The sequence below is a fragment of the Marinobacter metalliresistant genome, assembly GCF_038098645.1.
Classification (GTDB): domain Bacteria; phylum Pseudomonadota; class Gammaproteobacteria; order Pseudomonadales; family Oleiphilaceae; genus Marinobacter; species Marinobacter metalliresistant.
Genome location: NZ_CP101118.1, coordinates 2,708,994 through 2,725,317, shown reverse-complemented (window position 1 = coordinate 2,725,317; position 16,324 = coordinate 2,708,994). Strand labels below are relative to the sequence as shown.

General features: G+C 60.0%; 11 protein-coding genes. 9 read left to right on the top strand and 2 right to left on the bottom strand.

The genetic code is table 11. From position 1 onward, the window contains the following. Window positions 1–31 precede the first annotated feature (31 nt). On the bottom strand, window positions 32–1,462 hold the full coding sequence (locus NLK58_RS12800) for a GTPase/DUF3482 domain-containing protein (RefSeq protein WP_117618885.1): 1,431 nt from the start codon (window positions 1,460–1,462) through the stop codon (window positions 32–34). Next, complete coding sequence (locus NLK58_RS12795) at window positions 1,459–2,871, bottom strand: DUF2868 domain-containing protein (protein WP_117618884.1); 1,413 nt, start codon at window positions 2,869–2,871, stop codon at window positions 1,459–1,461. Before NLK58_RS12795 ends, NLK58_RS12800 begins: the two co-directional genes overlap by 4 nt. 88 nt (window positions 2,872–2,959) lie before the next feature. Here NLK58_RS12795 and NLK58_RS12790 point away from each other — a divergent pair, with 88 nt between their 5' ends. From NLK58_RS12790 to NLK58_RS12750, 9 genes are all read left to right on the top strand, one after another. Further along, window positions 2,960–3,316 carry a DUF6164 family protein gene (locus NLK58_RS12790; RefSeq protein ID WP_117618883.1) on the top strand — a complete coding sequence of 119 codons (357 nt, stop codon included), beginning with the start codon at window positions 2,960–2,962 and terminating at the stop codon, window positions 3,314–3,316. Between the two features lie 243 nt (window positions 3,317–3,559). After that, window positions 3,560–5,668 (top strand): 3-hydroxybutyrate oligomer hydrolase family protein, encoded by a 2,109-nt coding sequence (locus tag NLK58_RS12785; RefSeq protein WP_341580916.1) that lies wholly within the window; start codon window positions 3,560–3,562, stop codon window positions 5,666–5,668. Between the two features lie 114 nt (window positions 5,669–5,782). Further along, complete coding sequence (locus NLK58_RS12780; protein WP_376788049.1) at window positions 5,783–7,228, top strand: sigma-54 interaction domain-containing protein; 1,446 nt, start codon at window positions 5,783–5,785, stop codon at window positions 7,226–7,228. A 326-nt stretch (window positions 7,229–7,554) separates the two neighbouring features. Then, window positions 7,555–8,607: a TRAP transporter substrate-binding protein gene (locus NLK58_RS12775; protein WP_341580915.1), complete on the top strand. Its 1,053-nt coding sequence runs from the start codon at window positions 7,555–7,557 to the stop codon at window positions 8,605–8,607. Between the two features lie 116 nt (window positions 8,608–8,723). Continuing rightward, on the top strand, window positions 8,724–9,362 hold the full coding sequence (locus NLK58_RS12770; RefSeq protein WP_341580914.1) for a TRAP transporter small permease subunit: 639 nt from the start codon (window positions 8,724–8,726) through the stop codon (window positions 9,360–9,362). Further along, window positions 9,362–10,726 carry a TRAP transporter large permease subunit gene (locus NLK58_RS12765; RefSeq protein ID WP_341580913.1) on the top strand — a complete coding sequence of 455 codons (1,365 nt, stop codon included), beginning with the start codon at window positions 9,362–9,364 and terminating at the stop codon, window positions 10,724–10,726. Before NLK58_RS12770 ends, NLK58_RS12765 begins: the two co-directional genes overlap by 1 nt. A gap of 13 nt (window positions 10,727–10,739) precedes the next feature. Further along, window positions 10,740–11,519 (top strand): 3-hydroxybutyrate dehydrogenase, encoded by a 780-nt coding sequence (locus NLK58_RS12760; RefSeq protein WP_117618877.1) that lies wholly within the window; start codon window positions 10,740–10,742, stop codon window positions 11,517–11,519. 16 nt (window positions 11,520–11,535) lie between these two features. Continuing rightward, entirely contained in the window at window positions 11,536–13,524 is a 1,989-nt protein-coding gene (locus NLK58_RS12755; RefSeq protein WP_341580912.1) for an acetoacetate--CoA ligase, read from the top strand. A gap of 426 nt (window positions 13,525–13,950) precedes the next feature. Beyond that, window positions 13,951–16,194, top strand: coding sequence for an NADP-dependent isocitrate dehydrogenase (locus tag NLK58_RS12750; RefSeq protein WP_341580911.1), 2,244 nt, complete (start codon window positions 13,951–13,953; stop codon window positions 16,192–16,194). Window positions 16,195–16,324 lie beyond the last annotated feature (130 nt).

The window sequence follows — 16,324 nt, the reverse complement described above, 5'->3', positions numbered from 1 at the left end:
ATGGAACAGCCTTTCAGTATAAACATCCCTGTCAGGTCCGGTTCAACCGCCAGTCGTCGTAGATCGCCATGGATTGCTCGATGGCTGCGGTGAATTTCTCCCTTTGGCGCTGGTCCAGGGGGCGCCGTTTCCGGCACTTGTCGAAGGCCCGCTGGATGTCCTGTCGGCTGCTTTTATCAAGGCTTTCCAGCCAGTGGTGGCCCGCTGGTTCCAGATCCAGCAGGTCCCGGCCGGCGTGGTTCCGGTGGCTGATGTGCCACCAGTGATCAATCGCGCGCCCTAATACAACATAGCCGAACTGGCTGTCCTGTACAGGACCGAAGGTGGCTGTTTTCAGTCCGTCCCGAAGCACCCCGATGTTCAGCGCCGGCAGGGTGAGGCGGTCGCCATAGAAATAACTGCCGGCAGCGCCGATCAGCCCACCCACCAGGGCGCCGGTTCCCAGGGAGGAACCCAGGGTCAGGGCGTCGATGCCGGCTCCGCTCACCGCTCCGGCGCCGAAACCGGCAGTTGCCAGGTAGCGTTTGCTGACCGCCCACGCCTTGCGGCTGTCTTCGGAAAACAGATCGTGCTCGCTATGCCACTCCAGCTCGGCTTCCTGGCGCCGGATGCGCTGGTGCTGGTACAGATGCTCGATATCAACACGCAGGGTCAGTTCCCGCTGGCGTTGATGACGGTACCAGCGCTGGCGGAGCTGTTCGGCCAGTGAGCCGTCGCTGGTTTCGGCGGCCTGGCTGGCGGTCAGGGTGCGTTTTTCCCGGAACGACATCATGTCCTCCAGGGCTCTGGCAACCAGCGCGGCGGCCTGCCGACGGCGGTGCCGCCGCTGCCCGGACAGGAACTCGGTGGCCTGCTCAAGCGGCTTTTCCCAGTCTGGCTCCAGTTGGCCGAATGCCCGCAACAGGCCGAGATGTTGTGCAAACGGGGCGCGAACGGCGTCGAACCTGCGAACAACCTGGAAGAACTGGCCCAGCGCGGCCTGCCAGGTGTCGCTGTAATCGTCCGCACCAATGCTGTTGATCAGCGCCAGGCTCGGGCGGCCCGTCCAGCGCAGGATGGTCATCTCGGCCTCATGTTCGGCGCTGTAGGGTACCGAGCCATCCACCACATAGATAATGCCAGCGCCTTCCAGCAACGGTGTCAGCAGTTCGCATTCATCCGTAAAGCGGCCATTGCCCTGGTGCTGGGTCACAAAGGCCCTGACGGTGTCGGCGTGGTCAGAGGCGGACACACTGTGGGCCTCCAGCCATTCCAGGACCCGTCTCGGGCGTTGAAAGCCGGGGGTGTCCACCAGGGTGTACAGGGTTTGTCCGTCCACTTTCAGCGGATAGGCCTGGCGTTTTCGGGTGGTGCCGGGTTCCAGGGCAATGGCGATGGCATCGTTCTGGGACAGGGTGGCTACCACGCTGGATTTGCCCTTGTTCGGGTGCCCGACCACGGCGAAGGTGGGTATTTGTGTCATGAGGGCTCCCCACTGGTCGTGTAAGGGAACTGCCGCAGGAGCGGTGGCAGTGACACCCTCACGAACTCGTTGCCGACACGCTCAGCGAACCGGAGCCAGGGCTGGATCTGTTGGGCATCCGGCTCGAGGTTTGTGTCAGCCGCCAGGGGTACAAGCGCGACCCGGATTCCACCGGGCCAGAGTCGGCGGGCCGATTCCAGGAAATCCTGAAGCTCGCCGGTTGGCGGCTCCCAGCACCGGGTCAGCAGGATCACGGCGTTGCCACGGGTCTTCAGGCAGTGCTCCGCCACCTGCTTGAGGGTCTGCTCGTCGTCTGTGAGGCTGGCCCTGCCCCCGGCCCGGAGAATCAGGTGCCTGCCTGAGCGCAGGGCTTCGGGCAGTTCCGGTTCGCCGGCTCCGGCCCAGCACAGCAAGGTGTCGCTCTCAGGCAGCGGAAGCAGATTGTCGCGGGCTCTGGTATCCGGCAGGTCGTCGGCATCGTTATGCTCATTGCCTGTGTCCAGGGCCGGCGTTTCCATGCGGTACAACAGCGCATGCATCGCCGGATGGCTGGATAGCAGCCGGCGAGCCCGGTTCCGGATCAAGGCCGAAGTCACAAGCCACATCAGCAGGCGCGGCAGCAGTACCCAGGTTGTCCACAGCATGGTGACAAACGGCCACCACTGGCCCCAGAGGCCGGGATCCGGGCTAGCATTATCTATTCCGGCCCGGAAAAAGCGCGTGGCTTCGACCAGGGCGAGATCCGGAACCGCCGCTGGCCACAACCAGGTCCAGGGTACAGCTATGATTTGCACCAGCCGGTGGTAGTTTGCGGCAGCCGTCTCCAGTGTGGTGCTCCAGCCGAAGGCGAGATCCTGTACCACCACCAGCACCAGTAGTGTGGCCAGTCCCGAGATGGCGAAGCAAAGACCGCCGATGTGGGCGGCCCTGGCCATCAGCAAAGGATGGAGCCTGCTGATCACAATGTTGGCCGGGCTGGTCCGGAAGCGTCGAAGAAGCCAGCGCCAGGGCTGCCATCCGACCAGTGACTGCAGGCTGGTGAACAGGGCGAGTATCAACTGGAGCAACACGAAGCCGAGCAAGACGGTGATATTGATACGCTGGCCACCGTCGTAAAACAGCAGTCCGGCCATGGTAAGCAGTCCTGTGATAAGGCCGACCGCTGCAAAACCCGCATGGACCCGGCGCCAGAAACCCAGGGTCTGGTCCGCTGCTGACGGTGTCGTGTCGGGTCCGCTCAGACGGTTCAGGTGTGCCAGCCAAAGAGCCGCATTCGGGTCAACGCCCTGCTCTTCGCAGATCAGTGCGAACTTGCGGTCCCGGCGATGGAGGAAGGTCAGCGACTGTGACTTGTCCCGCTGGGCCTGGGCATCAAAACCCAGCAGCAGTCGGAGGGGGCTATCGGTCATTCAGTGTCCCGGGTGGTGAATTCGGCCAATCATGCTTTGATGCTAGGATATAGGGATTCCCGCTTCCGATACCAGACAACGAGCCGCCATGCCACACCATCTGATGAACCTGCGCCATGTGCCCGATGACGAAGCCGACGAAATTCGGGCTCTTTTTGAAGCCCATGACGTGGTTTATTACGAGACACCGGCAAGCCGCTGGGGTATCAGTATGGGAGGCTTCTGGGTACACGATGACGACGAGGCAGCCCGCGCCCGGGCGTTGCTCGAGGCCTATCATCGGCAGCGTCAGGAAACCCAGCGGCGGGTTTATGAGGAGAACCTGGCCCGGGGCGAGTCCGGCGGTGTCTGGTTTATGTTCAGACGCCATCCGCTAAGGACCCTGGCCGCCTGCCTGGCGATTTTGGTGGTTATGGGGCTGAGCCTGTTGCCGTTTGTCCGATAATCCATACGGTGTCCAATTTTCCGGACACCTTGGCCCAGGCTCGTATTTACCACTATCTTTACGTCATTTCCCACTCCGGACTGTCCGGATATCCGGATTATTCTTTCTCTCTATCTACCGGATTTCAAATATGGTCATTTAAAATCAATGCCCTGGGTGATTGGCACAGGATCCGCATGGCGTTCCCCGGGGCCTGGCTCAGGGCCTGGCCCGTTCGTTAACAACAACAAACAAGGAACGACCATGAAACGAATGATGCTCTTCGCCCTGATCGGCGCCACGGGGTTTGCGTTGACTGCCTGCAAGGACGGCAAGTCCCCGTTCAATGAAATTCCTGATTTCGTCCAGGGCGATATTCAGCAATCCAGCTACGATGGCATTACCGATGACCTGCTGACGGCAGGACTGGGTGCCACTGGTCTTGGCAGTAGCCCGGCACCGGCGTTCGCTGATCCCCTCAACCCCACTGCCGCCGAACTCCGGCGTCTGGCGATTTACAACAACTACCGGGCTTTGGTCGATACTGCGCCGGGCGGCGGCTACGGCACCTTCTTTGGTCCTCAGGTGGGTAGCGGCGGTGAAGGTCTGATTCCCGGTGAGGAGTTTATTGCCTTTATGTCCGTGCCTGGTACCGATGTACCGGTGACCGTGATGGCCCAGGTGCCAGACAGTTTTGATCCGGATCGCCCGTGCATGGTAACGGCACCGTCCTCCGGTTCCCGTGGCATTTACGGTGCAATTGGCACGGCCGGGGAATGGGGTCTGAAGAAAGGCTGTGCCGTGGTGTATACCGACAAGGGTACGGGAACCGGTGCGCACAACCTTGCCACCAACAGCGCACAACGCATTGATGGCACCCTGAGCGCCACGGACGGGGCCGTTCAGTTCCGGGCAGACCTTACCGACGCAGAGAGGGCCGCGTTCGAGAGCAGCTGGCCGGATCGCTTTGCCTGGAAGCACGCCCATTCCAAGGCCAATCCGGAAGCAGACTGGGGCCGCCATGTGCTGCAGTCCATCGAGTTCGGCTTTTACGTGCTGAATGAAAAATTTGGCCGGGAGCTGGGCAATGGCGAGATTCTGCGGACCATCAAGCCGAAGAACACTCTGGTGATCGCGTCCAGTGTGTCCAACGGCGGCGGTGCTTCAATTCGTGCCGCCGAACAGGATAAGAATGGCCTGATTGATGGCATCGCCGTATCCGAGCCAAACGTCAATCCGGCGGTCGACCGGAGCTTTACCATCCGCCAGGGAGAAGGCCCGGTGATTACCGAGCACAGCCGAAGCCTGCTGGACTACACCACGGCCCTGGCCGTGTACCAGGGTTGCGCCAACCAGGCGCCGGCGATTCGTGACACCGCGCCACTGAACGCGGCGTTCAATCCTCCGGTGATCGGCGAGAACATCTGTAACTCGCTCGCCAATAAGGGGCTGGTGACCGGTGCCACCCTGGACGACCGGGCCACCGATGCCTTGCGCATACTGAACGAGGGGTTCGGGGTTCAGCCTGAGCAGAACCTGCTGGCGCCGGTGCACTTCGGGCTGGCCGTGGCCCAGAGCATTTCGCTGACCTACGCCAATGCCTACGGCCGCGCCGGTGTTGAAGACCGGGTATGTGACCTCAGCCTGGCCGCCACCGATTCAGCCTGGGCGGTGACGCAACTGGCGCCCGCCGCCGAGGCGGCCCTGTTTGCGACCAGTAACGGCATTCCGCCGTCAGCCGGGGTGAATATTGTGTATGACAGCGCTGAGGGCCAGCCCACCAACCTCGCAGCCAGTGCCTCGCCCAGTTCCAGTCAGCCCGATTACGGCCTTGATGCCCTGCTGTGCCTGCGCAGCCTTGCCCAGGGTAGCGACGCGGTGACGGGTGCGGCCCTGACAGGTCCGCAAGCCGAGCTGGCATCGGTCATTGCCGAGGGCATCGCTGAAGTGCGTGCTACCGGTGATCTGCAGGGTAAGCCGGCGGTTTTCGTTACCGGGCGCGCCGATGCCATCCTGCCGATTAATCACACCTCCCGGCCCTACTTTGGTCTGAACCAGCGGGTGGAAGGCAGTAAGGGCAACCTGCGGTACTACGAAATCCTGAACGCCCATCATCTGGACGTGCTCAACGGTTTCCCGGGCGTTGCCGACCGCTATGTTCCGCTGCACCACTACTACTTCCAGGCGCTGGATCTGGTCTGGGCGAATCTGACGGAGAAGCAGCCGTTGCCACCGAGTCAGGTGGTCCGGACCGTGCCCCGGGGTGCCATCACAACACCGTTGGCGGAAGTGAATCTGCCGGCAATCAATCCTGCCCCGGACCAGGGTGACCGCATTGTGTTTGCGGATAACCAGCTCCGGATCCCGGAGTAACCGCGCCGCTCGCCGGCCCGGGCTGGTGTCGGGCCGGCTTTGTTTGCCCCCGCTCCGGGGGCCCCATATACTTCCGTGACTGCATCCGGCGTGCCGGGTGCCGGGGTTTTTACCATGAATGACACCCAACCCATTGGTGCACGGTACATGACAGAGCTGTTTACCGATAAGAACAAGAGTGGCCTGACCCGGGACCTGATTGAAGCCCTGTTTCCGATGTTTGAGGAGGCCAGTGCCGGTGCCATCGCCGTGGACCGGGACGCCCGGATTACCTGGATCAACGCCAGCTATTCCCACCTGCTGGGCCTGGGAGATCCTTCGCGGGTCATTGGCAAGCCGGTACGTCAGGTGATTCCCGAGACCCGGATGCCGGAGGTGGTCGAAACCGGCAAGCCTCTGCTGCTGGATATCATGGAGCACAACCAGCAACAGCTGGTGGTGACCCGGCTCCCCTTTTACGATGAGGAAGGACAGATTGTCGGCGCGGTCGCGTTTGTCCTGTATGACGATCTGCAGCCCTTGACGCCGCTGGTTTCTAAATACCGGCGACTTCATCAGGATCTGGCTGCCGCCCGCAAGGCTTTGGCGAGGAAGGCGCGAGGAACCCGGTACAGCCTGGGCGATTTTGTCGGTGCCAGCCCGACCGCACTTGAAGTCAAGCGGCGGGCTCGCCTGGCTGCCGGACGGGACATGCCGGTGCTGTTGCTTGGGGAAACCGGAACCGGCAAGGAAGTTCTGGCCCAGGCCATCCATTCGGTTTCCGCCCGTGCCGAAAAGCCGTTTGTGGGTGTCAATGTAGCCGCTATTCCAGACAACCTGCTGGAAGCGGAGTTTTTCGGGGTGGCCCCGGGTGCCTATACCGGCGCGGATCGGAGAACCCGGGAAGGCAAGTTTCAGCTTGCCAATGGCGGTACGCTGTTCCTGGACGAGGTGGGTGATATGCCCCTTCCATTGCAGGCCAAACTGCTTCGGGCGTTGCAGGAAGGGGAGATTGAACCTTTGGGCTCCAACAAAGTTGTTCCGGTGAATGTCCGGGTTATTGCCGCTACCAGTCGCAATCTGGAAGTCATGATTTCCGAAGGGGGGTTCCGTTCCGATCTCTATTACCGGCTCAACGTTCTGGAAATTTCGATTCCACCCTTGCGAGACCGGCTGGCGGACCTCGGGGTGCTCTGCGAGGCCTTGCTGGAAGAGGTTTGTGAAGGCCTGGAGCTGCGGGGAGAAATTACGGACGCCGGCGTTTCGGCCCTGGGCAGCTATGACTGGCCCGGCAATATTCGGGAATTGCGGAACGTTCTGGAGCGGGCGCTGACCATGGGTGAGGATGGTGGCCTGCTGGATGCCGATGCGATCTTCAAGGTGCTACCCCGAAATGGCAGTCGTTCAGTCTCCTCATTAACGTCGCAACCGGTCCGGCCCTTATCCCAGACACTTGCTGAAGCCGAGGCCCAGGCCATTGAGGAAGCCCTGGTAGCCAGTCGTGGCAACCGGACCAGGGCCGCCAAGCTTTTAGGTATTTCCCGATCGGTGCTGTATGAAAAGCTCGCCAGATTGTCCTGAAATCCGGACGATTGTCCTGGTGTCCGTACAATCACCTACGACTGATGTCTAAATGTGTCTGGATTATCGGACGATTTGTTTCTGTTGGAGTCTTCTGTATATTTTTAAGTATATGAAATAAAAGGGAAAGTATTTTTTGGCATGATGCCTGCCTTTGTCCGGTGGCAGGACGTCAGAACAATGCAGAGAACAAGACTGACGCCAACCGTTGGACTCCCGATTTTGCCCTGTCCGTCTTTTCCTGCATTTCTATCTATACTCAGACCAGGCCTTTCAGGTTGTACGCCGCCAGGCCAGATACAATAACAACGCTAGGAGACTTGCCAATGAAACTTCTTAAGGTTCTCGCCGGTGTGGCCGGTGCGATCGCCCTTACCACAGGTTCCGCTTTCGCAGAAGATCTGCGCTGGAAAATGCCGGTTGCCTTCGCGACCAACCTTCCCGGTCTCGGCTCTCCCGCCGCCTGGGTTGCCGACAACCTGACCACTGCGTCTGACGGCAGTATCCAGGTTCGTGTTTATGAGCCGGGAAAACTGGTTCCCCCTTTCGACATTCTTCAGTCTGTATCCGACGGCAAAGTTTCGGCAGGTTATACCTGGATCGGTTACGACCAGGGTAAGGTGCCTGCGATTCCGCTGTTTGCTGCTGTACCCTTCGGCATGAAGCCGCCGGCCTACATTGGCTGGTACTACTACGGGGGCGGCCACGAAATGCTGCAGGAAACCTACGCCAACAAGGGCTTCAATGTGTATGCGCAGCTGTGCGGCATTATCGGGCCTGAAACAGCCGGTTGGTATTCCAAGCCCATCAAGACACTGGAAGACTACAAGGGCCTGAAGATTCGCTTCGCCGGTCTGGGTGGCAAGGTGCTCGAAAAGCTGGGCGCTTCCGTGACCATGATGCCCGGCGGCGAGCTATACCAGGCGCTGGAGAAAGGCACCATTGATGCGACCGAATTCTCCATGCCTGCCATTGACCAGATCCTTGGTTTTGATCAGGTGGTCAAGTACAACCTGTTCCCGGGCTGGCACCAGCAATTTACTGCCCAGTACATGCTGATCAACAAGGATGAGTGGAACAAGGCTACAAAGGCGCAGAAGGCGTTGGTTGAGGCCTCCTGTACCGCTGCCACTACCCGTGGCCTGGCCGAGGGTGAGTACAAGAATGGCAAGGTTCTGGCCGAGTTCCAGGACAAGGGCGTTCAGGCCGACCAGATTCCCCGCGACGTTCTGCTCAAGCTGAAAGACGTGACTCGGGAAGTGCTTGAGGAAGAAGCGTCCAAGGATGCCGACTTCAAGCGTGTGTACGAAAGCCAGCAGGAGTTCATGGAAACCTACAAGATCTGGGATACACGCGCCTATGTTCCGGCGGACCTGTAAGGTTCGGGGCTGACCCTGAGCACCGGAAGATAATCCGGTGCTCTCTGATCCAGTCTGGATGGCCCTGCGGGGCCATCCCTGTTTCATGGCATGCTTTCTGAACGAGGAACTGTTGTATGGCAGTGTCTGATAAAGGCTCACCGCCCGATGTGCACGCATCGGCGTCGGACGCCGGTCAATTTATTCATCATCACACGGAGTTTCCTACAACCCGCCTCAGCCAGGTTATGGACGCGGTGATTTCTGCAATAGGCAAGAGTGCCTCCTGGCTTTGGGTTGTGGTTACCGGCGTAATCATCTACGCCGTGGTCGGTCGCTATGCCTTTGGCTCGGGGTCGGTAACCCTGGAGGAAGTTCAGTGGCACCTGGCCGGTGCAGGCTGGTTGCTGGGGCTGGGCTACACCCTGGTGACGGATGATCATGTCAGGGTGGATGTGATCCATGAGCGCCTGTCCCTCAAAGGCCAGGCCTGGATTGAACTGTTCGGCCTGGTATTCCTGCTGTTGCCGTTTCTCGGGCTGGCGGTTTACGAAATGGTCCCCTACGCCTTCAGTTCCTGGCAACAGGGCGAGACCAGCCAGGCACCCGCCGGCCTTCCTTATCGCTGGATTCTCAAGGGCGTTCTGGCACTGTCTTTTGTGCTGCTGATTATCGCTGCCCTGTCCCGTCTGCTGAAAGTCACTGCCCTGCTTTTCGGCTTTCCGAAGCCAATCCGGGTCGAGTCCGGGGATAACAAGAAAGAGGATGCGTCCTGATGGAGCTTGAAACCCTGTTTGTAATCGGCATGTTCCTCACGTTCGGGGCGCTGTTGATGACCGGTTACCCGGTTGCGTGGGTGTTGGGTGGCACCGCGGTTATCTGGACAGTCATCGGTGTAATCGCGGTCGAAAATTTTGGCGCCAATCTATGGTTTGACTATTCCTCCTCCATGGGGCTTGTGCCTGAGCGGATATGGAAGGTCGTAAACAGCGAGACCCTTGTCGCCCTGCCCATGTTTATCTTCATGGGCATCATGCTTGACCAGTCTGGCGTGGCTGAGCGGCTGATGAACAGCATGGTAAAACTGTTTGGCGCCGTTCGCGGAGGTTATGCGGTTACAGTGATTGTCATCGGCGTACTGCTGGCAGCGACCACCGGTATCATCGGTGCGTCCGTGGTGCTGCTGGGCATGCTGTCCCTGCCCGTGATGATGGAGAACAAGTACGACAAGGGGTTTGCCGTGGGCACGGCCTGTGCCACCGGGACCCTGGGTATCCTGATTCCGCCTTCCATCATGCTGGTGCTGATGGCTGACCGGCTGGCGGTTCCCGAAGCGTCGGTCGGCGACCTATTCATGGGGGCGTTCTTCCCCGGCCTGATGCTGGGTGCCATGTACGTGACCTACGCCATTATCCGTCCCATGCTGCAACCGCACATTGCGCCGGTGCCGGAGGGTACGGAGAAAGTGACATGGGGCATCGTCTGGGAAGTGGCGAAGGCCGTTGTACCGACGGCCGCGTTGATTCTGGGTGTGCTGGGCTCCATCTTTGCCGGAATAGCGACACCAACGGAGGCTTCCGGTGTCGGCGCACTGGGCGCTCTGCTGTTGGCCCTGATGTCTGGCCGACTGAACCTGGAAGTGCTCAACTCCTCCATGCAGCAGACAACCCGCACGGCGGCGTTCATCTTTGCCATTTTCCTGGGCGCAACCGCGTTCTCTGTGGTGCTGCGGGGTCTGGGTGGCGACCAGGTGATCGAAGACGCCCTGCTGGGCCTGTCTTTTGGACCCTATGGTGTGGTTCTCACCATCCTGTTTGCTGTCTTCCTGCTCGGCTTCTTCCTGGACTGGGTGGAGATCACCCTGATCATCCTGCCCCTGGTGGCACCGGTAGTGCAGCAGCTCGGTTTTGACCTGGTGTGGTTCACCATCCTGTTTGCCATGTGCCTGCAGACGTCGTTCCTGACCCCGCCGGTGGGCTTTGCGCTGTTCTACATCAAGGGTGTGGCGCCGCCGGAGATCAAGGTAACGGATATCTATCGTGGCGTTGTGCCGTTCATCATTATTCAGCTGGCAGCCCTGGCTATCGTGTTCCTGGTACCGGAAATCGCGACCTGGTTGCCGAGCGTGGCTTACGATTAAGGAGAAAATAACAATGCGTCTGGAAAACAGGATTGCCCTGATTACCGGTGCCGGCCGCGGCATCGGCCGGGCCATCGCCGAACATTATGGCCGGGAGGGTGCCAGGGTTGCGGTTGCCGACCTGACCCTGGAGAGTGCCCGGGAAGCCGTTGATGCCATCGAAAAGGCCGGTGGCACCGCCATGGCCCTGGCCATGGATGTCACCGATGAAAAGGCAGTTGATGATGGTGTCGCCGCCATTGTTGAAAAGTGGGGCGGCCTGGATATCGCCCTGGCCAATGCCGGCATCCAGCATATCGACCCGGTGCACAAACTGGCGTTCTCCGATTGGCAGAAGGTCATGAGCGTGCACCTTGACGGTGCCTTTCTGGTCACCCGGGCTGCGTTGAACCAGATGTACGCCAATGGCGGTGGCACCATGCTCTACATGGGTTCGGTGCATTCCCTGGAGGCGTCTCCACTGAAGTCACCCTATGTCGCCGCCAAGCACGGCATGCTGGGCCTGTGCCGGGCGGTTGCGAAGGAAGGCGCGGAACACGGGGTACGCAGCAATATCATCTGCCCCGGCTTTGTCCGCACACCACTGGTGGACAAACAGATTCCCGAACAGGCAAAGGAACTGGGCATTTCCGAGGAAGAGGTCATCAGCAAGGTGATGCTGAAAAATACGGTGGACGGAGAGTTCACCACGCTGGAGGACGTGTCTGAACTGGCCGTGCACCTGGCGGCCTTCCCGTCTGCGGCGCTGACCGGCCAATCCATCGTGGTCAGCCATGGCTGGCACATGCAGTGAGTAACAGGAGAGACGGATGAGTCACACAGAGCAATCACCGGTAGTCTGGTCTCCCTCGGAAGACACCCTGAAAAATTCCCGCATGGGCCAGTTCAAGGCCTGGCTGGAGCAGCAGGGCTTCGGCCCTTTCGAGGATTACCATGCCCTGCATCAGTGGTCGATTGATGAGCTGGATACCTTCTGGCAGAAGGTATGGGATTACTGCGGCCTGGTGTGCGATACCCCGGCTAACCAGGTCTTGGGCAAGCGCGATATGCCCGGTGCCCAGTGGTTCCCGGGCATGAAACTCAACTTCGCCGCCAACCTGCTCCGGCTGGCGGATGGTGAGCATGCGGACCGCGAGGCCGTGGTGGCCTATTGCGAAACCCGGCCGGTGCTGCGCCGCAGTTATGCCCGGCTCAAGGCAGACGCCGGCGCCCTGGAGGCCTTCCTGCGAAGCAGGGGTATCCGCCAGGGGGATCGCGTCGCGGGTGTCGTGACCAACGGTTATGAAGCCATGGTCGGCATGCTGGCCGCTACCAGCCTTGGTGCGGTGTGGAGTTCCGCCTCGCCCGATTTCGGCGTGGGTGCTATTCTCGACCGGTTTGGCCAGATTGAACCCGCCGCACTGATCGTGGTGAACGGCTACGGCTATGGCGGCAAGGTCTTTGCCCGCCAGCAGGACTTTGCCGGGCTGGTCAACGGCTTGCCGACGCTTAAAACCGTCGTCAGTGTCCAGCAACTGCCGGACGAAGCGCCTGTTTCGGGTGACCTGGTTACCACCTGGGAAGACGCTCTGACCTTCGGTGCTGGCAAGCCGCCCTCGTTCACCCCGCTGCCACCGGACCATCCCGTTTATATCCTGTACTCCTCCGGCACCACTGGTAAACCCAAGTGCATCGTCCATGGCAACGCCGGCCTGCTGGTGAATCATGCCAAGGAACTGATGCTGCACGGCGATGTGGGCCCGGAGGACCGGTTCCTCTACTTCACCACGTGCGGCTGGATGATGTGGAACTGGCAGGCCTCCGCCCTGATGACCGGCGCGGCGGTGATTACCGTCGACGGCTCCCCGGGTTATCCGAGCCTCAGCTTCCTCTGGGACACCGTGGCGGAGGAGAAGGTCACTCACTTCGGCACCAGTGCCCGGTTCATCGCCGGCTGCCGCAAGGCCGAGCTCCAGCCCGCGAAAACCCTGGACCAGAGCAAGCTGCGGGTCGTGTTCTCCACCGGCTCCCCGCTGCTGCCGGAAGATTACGACTGGATGTACACCGATGGCGCCCCCGATGCGCTGCTCGGCTCCATCGCCGGCGGTACCGACATCTGCGGTTGCTTCGTGGGTTCTACCCCGCTGCTGCCGGTGCGCCGCGGTGAGATCCAGTGTCGCTTCCTCGGGGTGGATGCCGTTGCCTATGGCGATGACGGCAAACCGGTCAGTGAAGGTCGGGGCGAACTGGTCTGCCGCCAGCCACTGCCGTCCATGCCGGTGTGCTTCTGGCAGGACCCAGAGGGCGAACGCTACCGCGACGCCTACTTCAATACCTTTCCCGGTGTCTGGGCCCACGGTGACTTCATCGAATTCACCGAACACGGCGGCGCCATCATTTACGGCCGCTCCGACGCCACCCTTAACCCCGGCGGCGTCCGCATCGGCACCGCGGAAATCTACCGTCAGGTAGAGACCGTGGCCGAAGTCAAAGACAGCCTGGTGGTTGGCCGCCAGATCGAAGGCGATGTGGAAGTGGTCCTGCTGGTGGTCCCTGCCGAAGACCAGGCCATCACCGACGACCTGCTGAAACAGCTCAAGAGCCGGATCCGCGAAGGTGCCAGCCCACGCCACGTGCCCAGGCACATCGTGCAGGTGAATGACATTCCGTACACCCGCAGCGGCAAGAAGGTGGAACTGGCGGTGGCGCGGTTGATCAACGGCTCGAAAAAGGCGGACAACCGGGATGCTCTTGGGAATCCCGAGGCCCTGGACCATATTCGGGAGCGGTTGGCTGCGGTCGGGTTGTTGCCGGAATAAGGCTGGTTTTGTTGACAATAAGTCGCTGAAAACGGGCGAGATTCTTCCTGCGGAACTCACCTGAATAGCCCAACAGCGGGACGGGTGGAGCCTCCCAAAACTGTGCGGAGCCATGGATGGCGGAGCCCAAGCGTCACAAGGATGTGCCGCAAGGAGCGTGTTTTGGGAGGCTTTACCCGCCCCGCGTCTACTCCAAGGCAATGTTAGAAAGTTTCGTAAATTCCCGCCATTTCATCGTCTTGTAATCGAAGATCAGGCATTTTTAGTCTGTTCTTATACTAAGATCGTAACCAAAATTTACGAAAAAATGGTATCTTAGTCAGTCTATCAAAAGTTCCTAATCAGTCATTGCTCAGGCCAGGCGTTCAAGAGACGCCTGGCCCCGCCATGACCGTCCTGAACCCACCCATTAGCCTGAGGACGAAAATGACATCATCCAAAGCCAAGATTGTCTACACACTGACCGATGAGGCACCAGTCCTCGCGACGCGGTCACTTCTTCCGATCCTGGAAACCTACGCCAAGCCCGCTGGTATCGAGTTTGAAACCAGCGACATCTCTCTCGCGGCGCGTATTCTGGCGACCTTCCCGGATTATCTGGAAGAAGATCAGCGGGTTCCGGATGCCCTGGCCGAACTGGGCGACTACACCAAAGACCCCGACGCCAACATCATCAAGCTGCCGAACATCTCAGCCTCCATCCCGCAGCTGCGTGCGGCTATCAAGGAGCTGAATGAACAGGGTTACAAGGTTCCCGAGTACAAGGAACACCCCGAGACTGACGAAGAGAAGGAAATCCAGTCCCGCTATGCCAAAGTCCTCGGCAGTGCGGTAAACCCGGTGCTGCGTGAAGGTAACTCTGATCGCCGGGCTCCGGCCGCGGTCAAGGCGTTTGCCCGCAAGTACCCGCACTCCATGGGCGAATGGAGTCCTGCTTCCCGTACCCACGTGTCACACATGCGCGGTGGCGATTTCTACTCCAGTGAACAGTCGGTGACCCTGGACAAGGCCACCAACGCGCGCATTGTGTTCGAGAACAAGAAGGGCGAACAGACCGTTCTGAAGTCTGACCTGCCGCTGCAGGAAGGCGAAGTGCTGGACGGCATGTTCATGAGCAAGAAGGCCCTGGTGAAGTTCTTCGAAGATGCCATCGAAGACTGCGAAAAGACCGGCGTCATGTTCTCCCTGCATGTGAAAGCCACCATGATGAAAATCTCCCACCCGATCGTGTTTGGTCACGCGGTGAAGGTTTTCTACAAGGACCTGTTCGATAAGTACGGCGACCTGTTCGACGAAATCGGCGTTAACCCGAACAACGGGCTTTCCAGCGTGGTCGAGAAGATCAAGCAGCTGCCGGAATCCAAGCAGGAGCAGATCCAGGAAGACCTGCATGCGTGCTACGAGCACCGTCCGGAAATTGCCATGGTCGATTCCGTCAAGGGCATCACCAACCTGCACGTGCCCAGTGATGTGATCGTCGATGCCTCCATGCCGGCGATGATCCGTAACTCAGGCAAGATGTGGGCCCGGGATAACAAGCTCAAGGACACCAAGGCGGTGATGCCCGAGTCCACCTACGCCACCATCTACCAGGAAGTGATCAACTTCTGTAAGACCCACGGTGCCTTTGATCCCACCACCATGGGGACGGTGCCGAACGTCGGCCTGATGGCCCAGAAGGCGGAAGAGTATGGTTCCCACGACAAAACCTTCGAAATCAGGGAAGACGGCATTGTCCGTGTCGTGACCGAAGACGGCACCGTACTGACCGAGCACAACGTTGAGCAGGGTGATATCTGGCGCGCCTGTCAGACCAAGGACCTGCCGATCCGGGACTGGGTCAAGCTGGCCGTCAACCGCGCCCGTGCAACCGGCATGCCGGCCGTGTTCTGGCTGGATGATGAGCGTGCCCATGATGCCCAGTTGATCAGGAAAGTCGAGACTTACCTGAAAGAGCACGACACCGAAGGCCTCGAGATTCACATCATGTCGCCGGTTCGCGCCATCCGCTGGACCATGGAACGCCTGATCCGCGGACTGGATACCATCTCCGTGACCGGCAACGTACTGCGTGACTACCTCACCGACCTGTTCCCGATCCTGGAGCTCGGCACCAGTGCCAAGATGCTGTCCATTGTTCCGCTGCTGAACGGTGGAGGCCTTTACGAGACCGGCGCCGGCGGTTCCGCGCCCAAGCACGTACAGCAATTGCTGCAGGAAAACCACCTGCGCTGGGACTCCCTGGGTGAGTTCCTGGCCATCGCGGTATCCCTGGACGAGCTGGGCGAGAAACAGAAGAACGATCGCGCCTGCCTGCTGGGCCAGACCCTGGACAAGGCCACCGAGCGCCTGCTGGAGAACAACCAGTCGCCGTCCCGTGTTACCGGTGAGCTGGATAACCGTGGTTCCCACTTCCACCTCGCTCGTTACTGGGCGGAAGAGTTGGCCAACCAGGACGAGGACAAGGAGCTGAAGGAGTTCTTCGGTAAGCTGTCCACACAGCTGGAAGAGAACAAAGACAAGATCCTTGAGGAAATGAGTGTGATCCAGGGCCATCCGGCTGATCTCGGTGGTTACTACCATCCGCCGACGGAGGAGGTTTGCAAGGTGATGCAGCCGAGCGAAACCTTCAACAAGATCCTTGCCGATGCGCGAGCGTCTGTGAAATAAGGATACGGAATCACGCCCGGCCCTCCGTCGGGAGCCCGTTAGACTGTGTTGGTCTTACGGGCTTTTTTATGCCGGTGGAGCCGATAACCAGCGGCAAAATGAACATTCGGCGAATACCAGCAGCACGCTG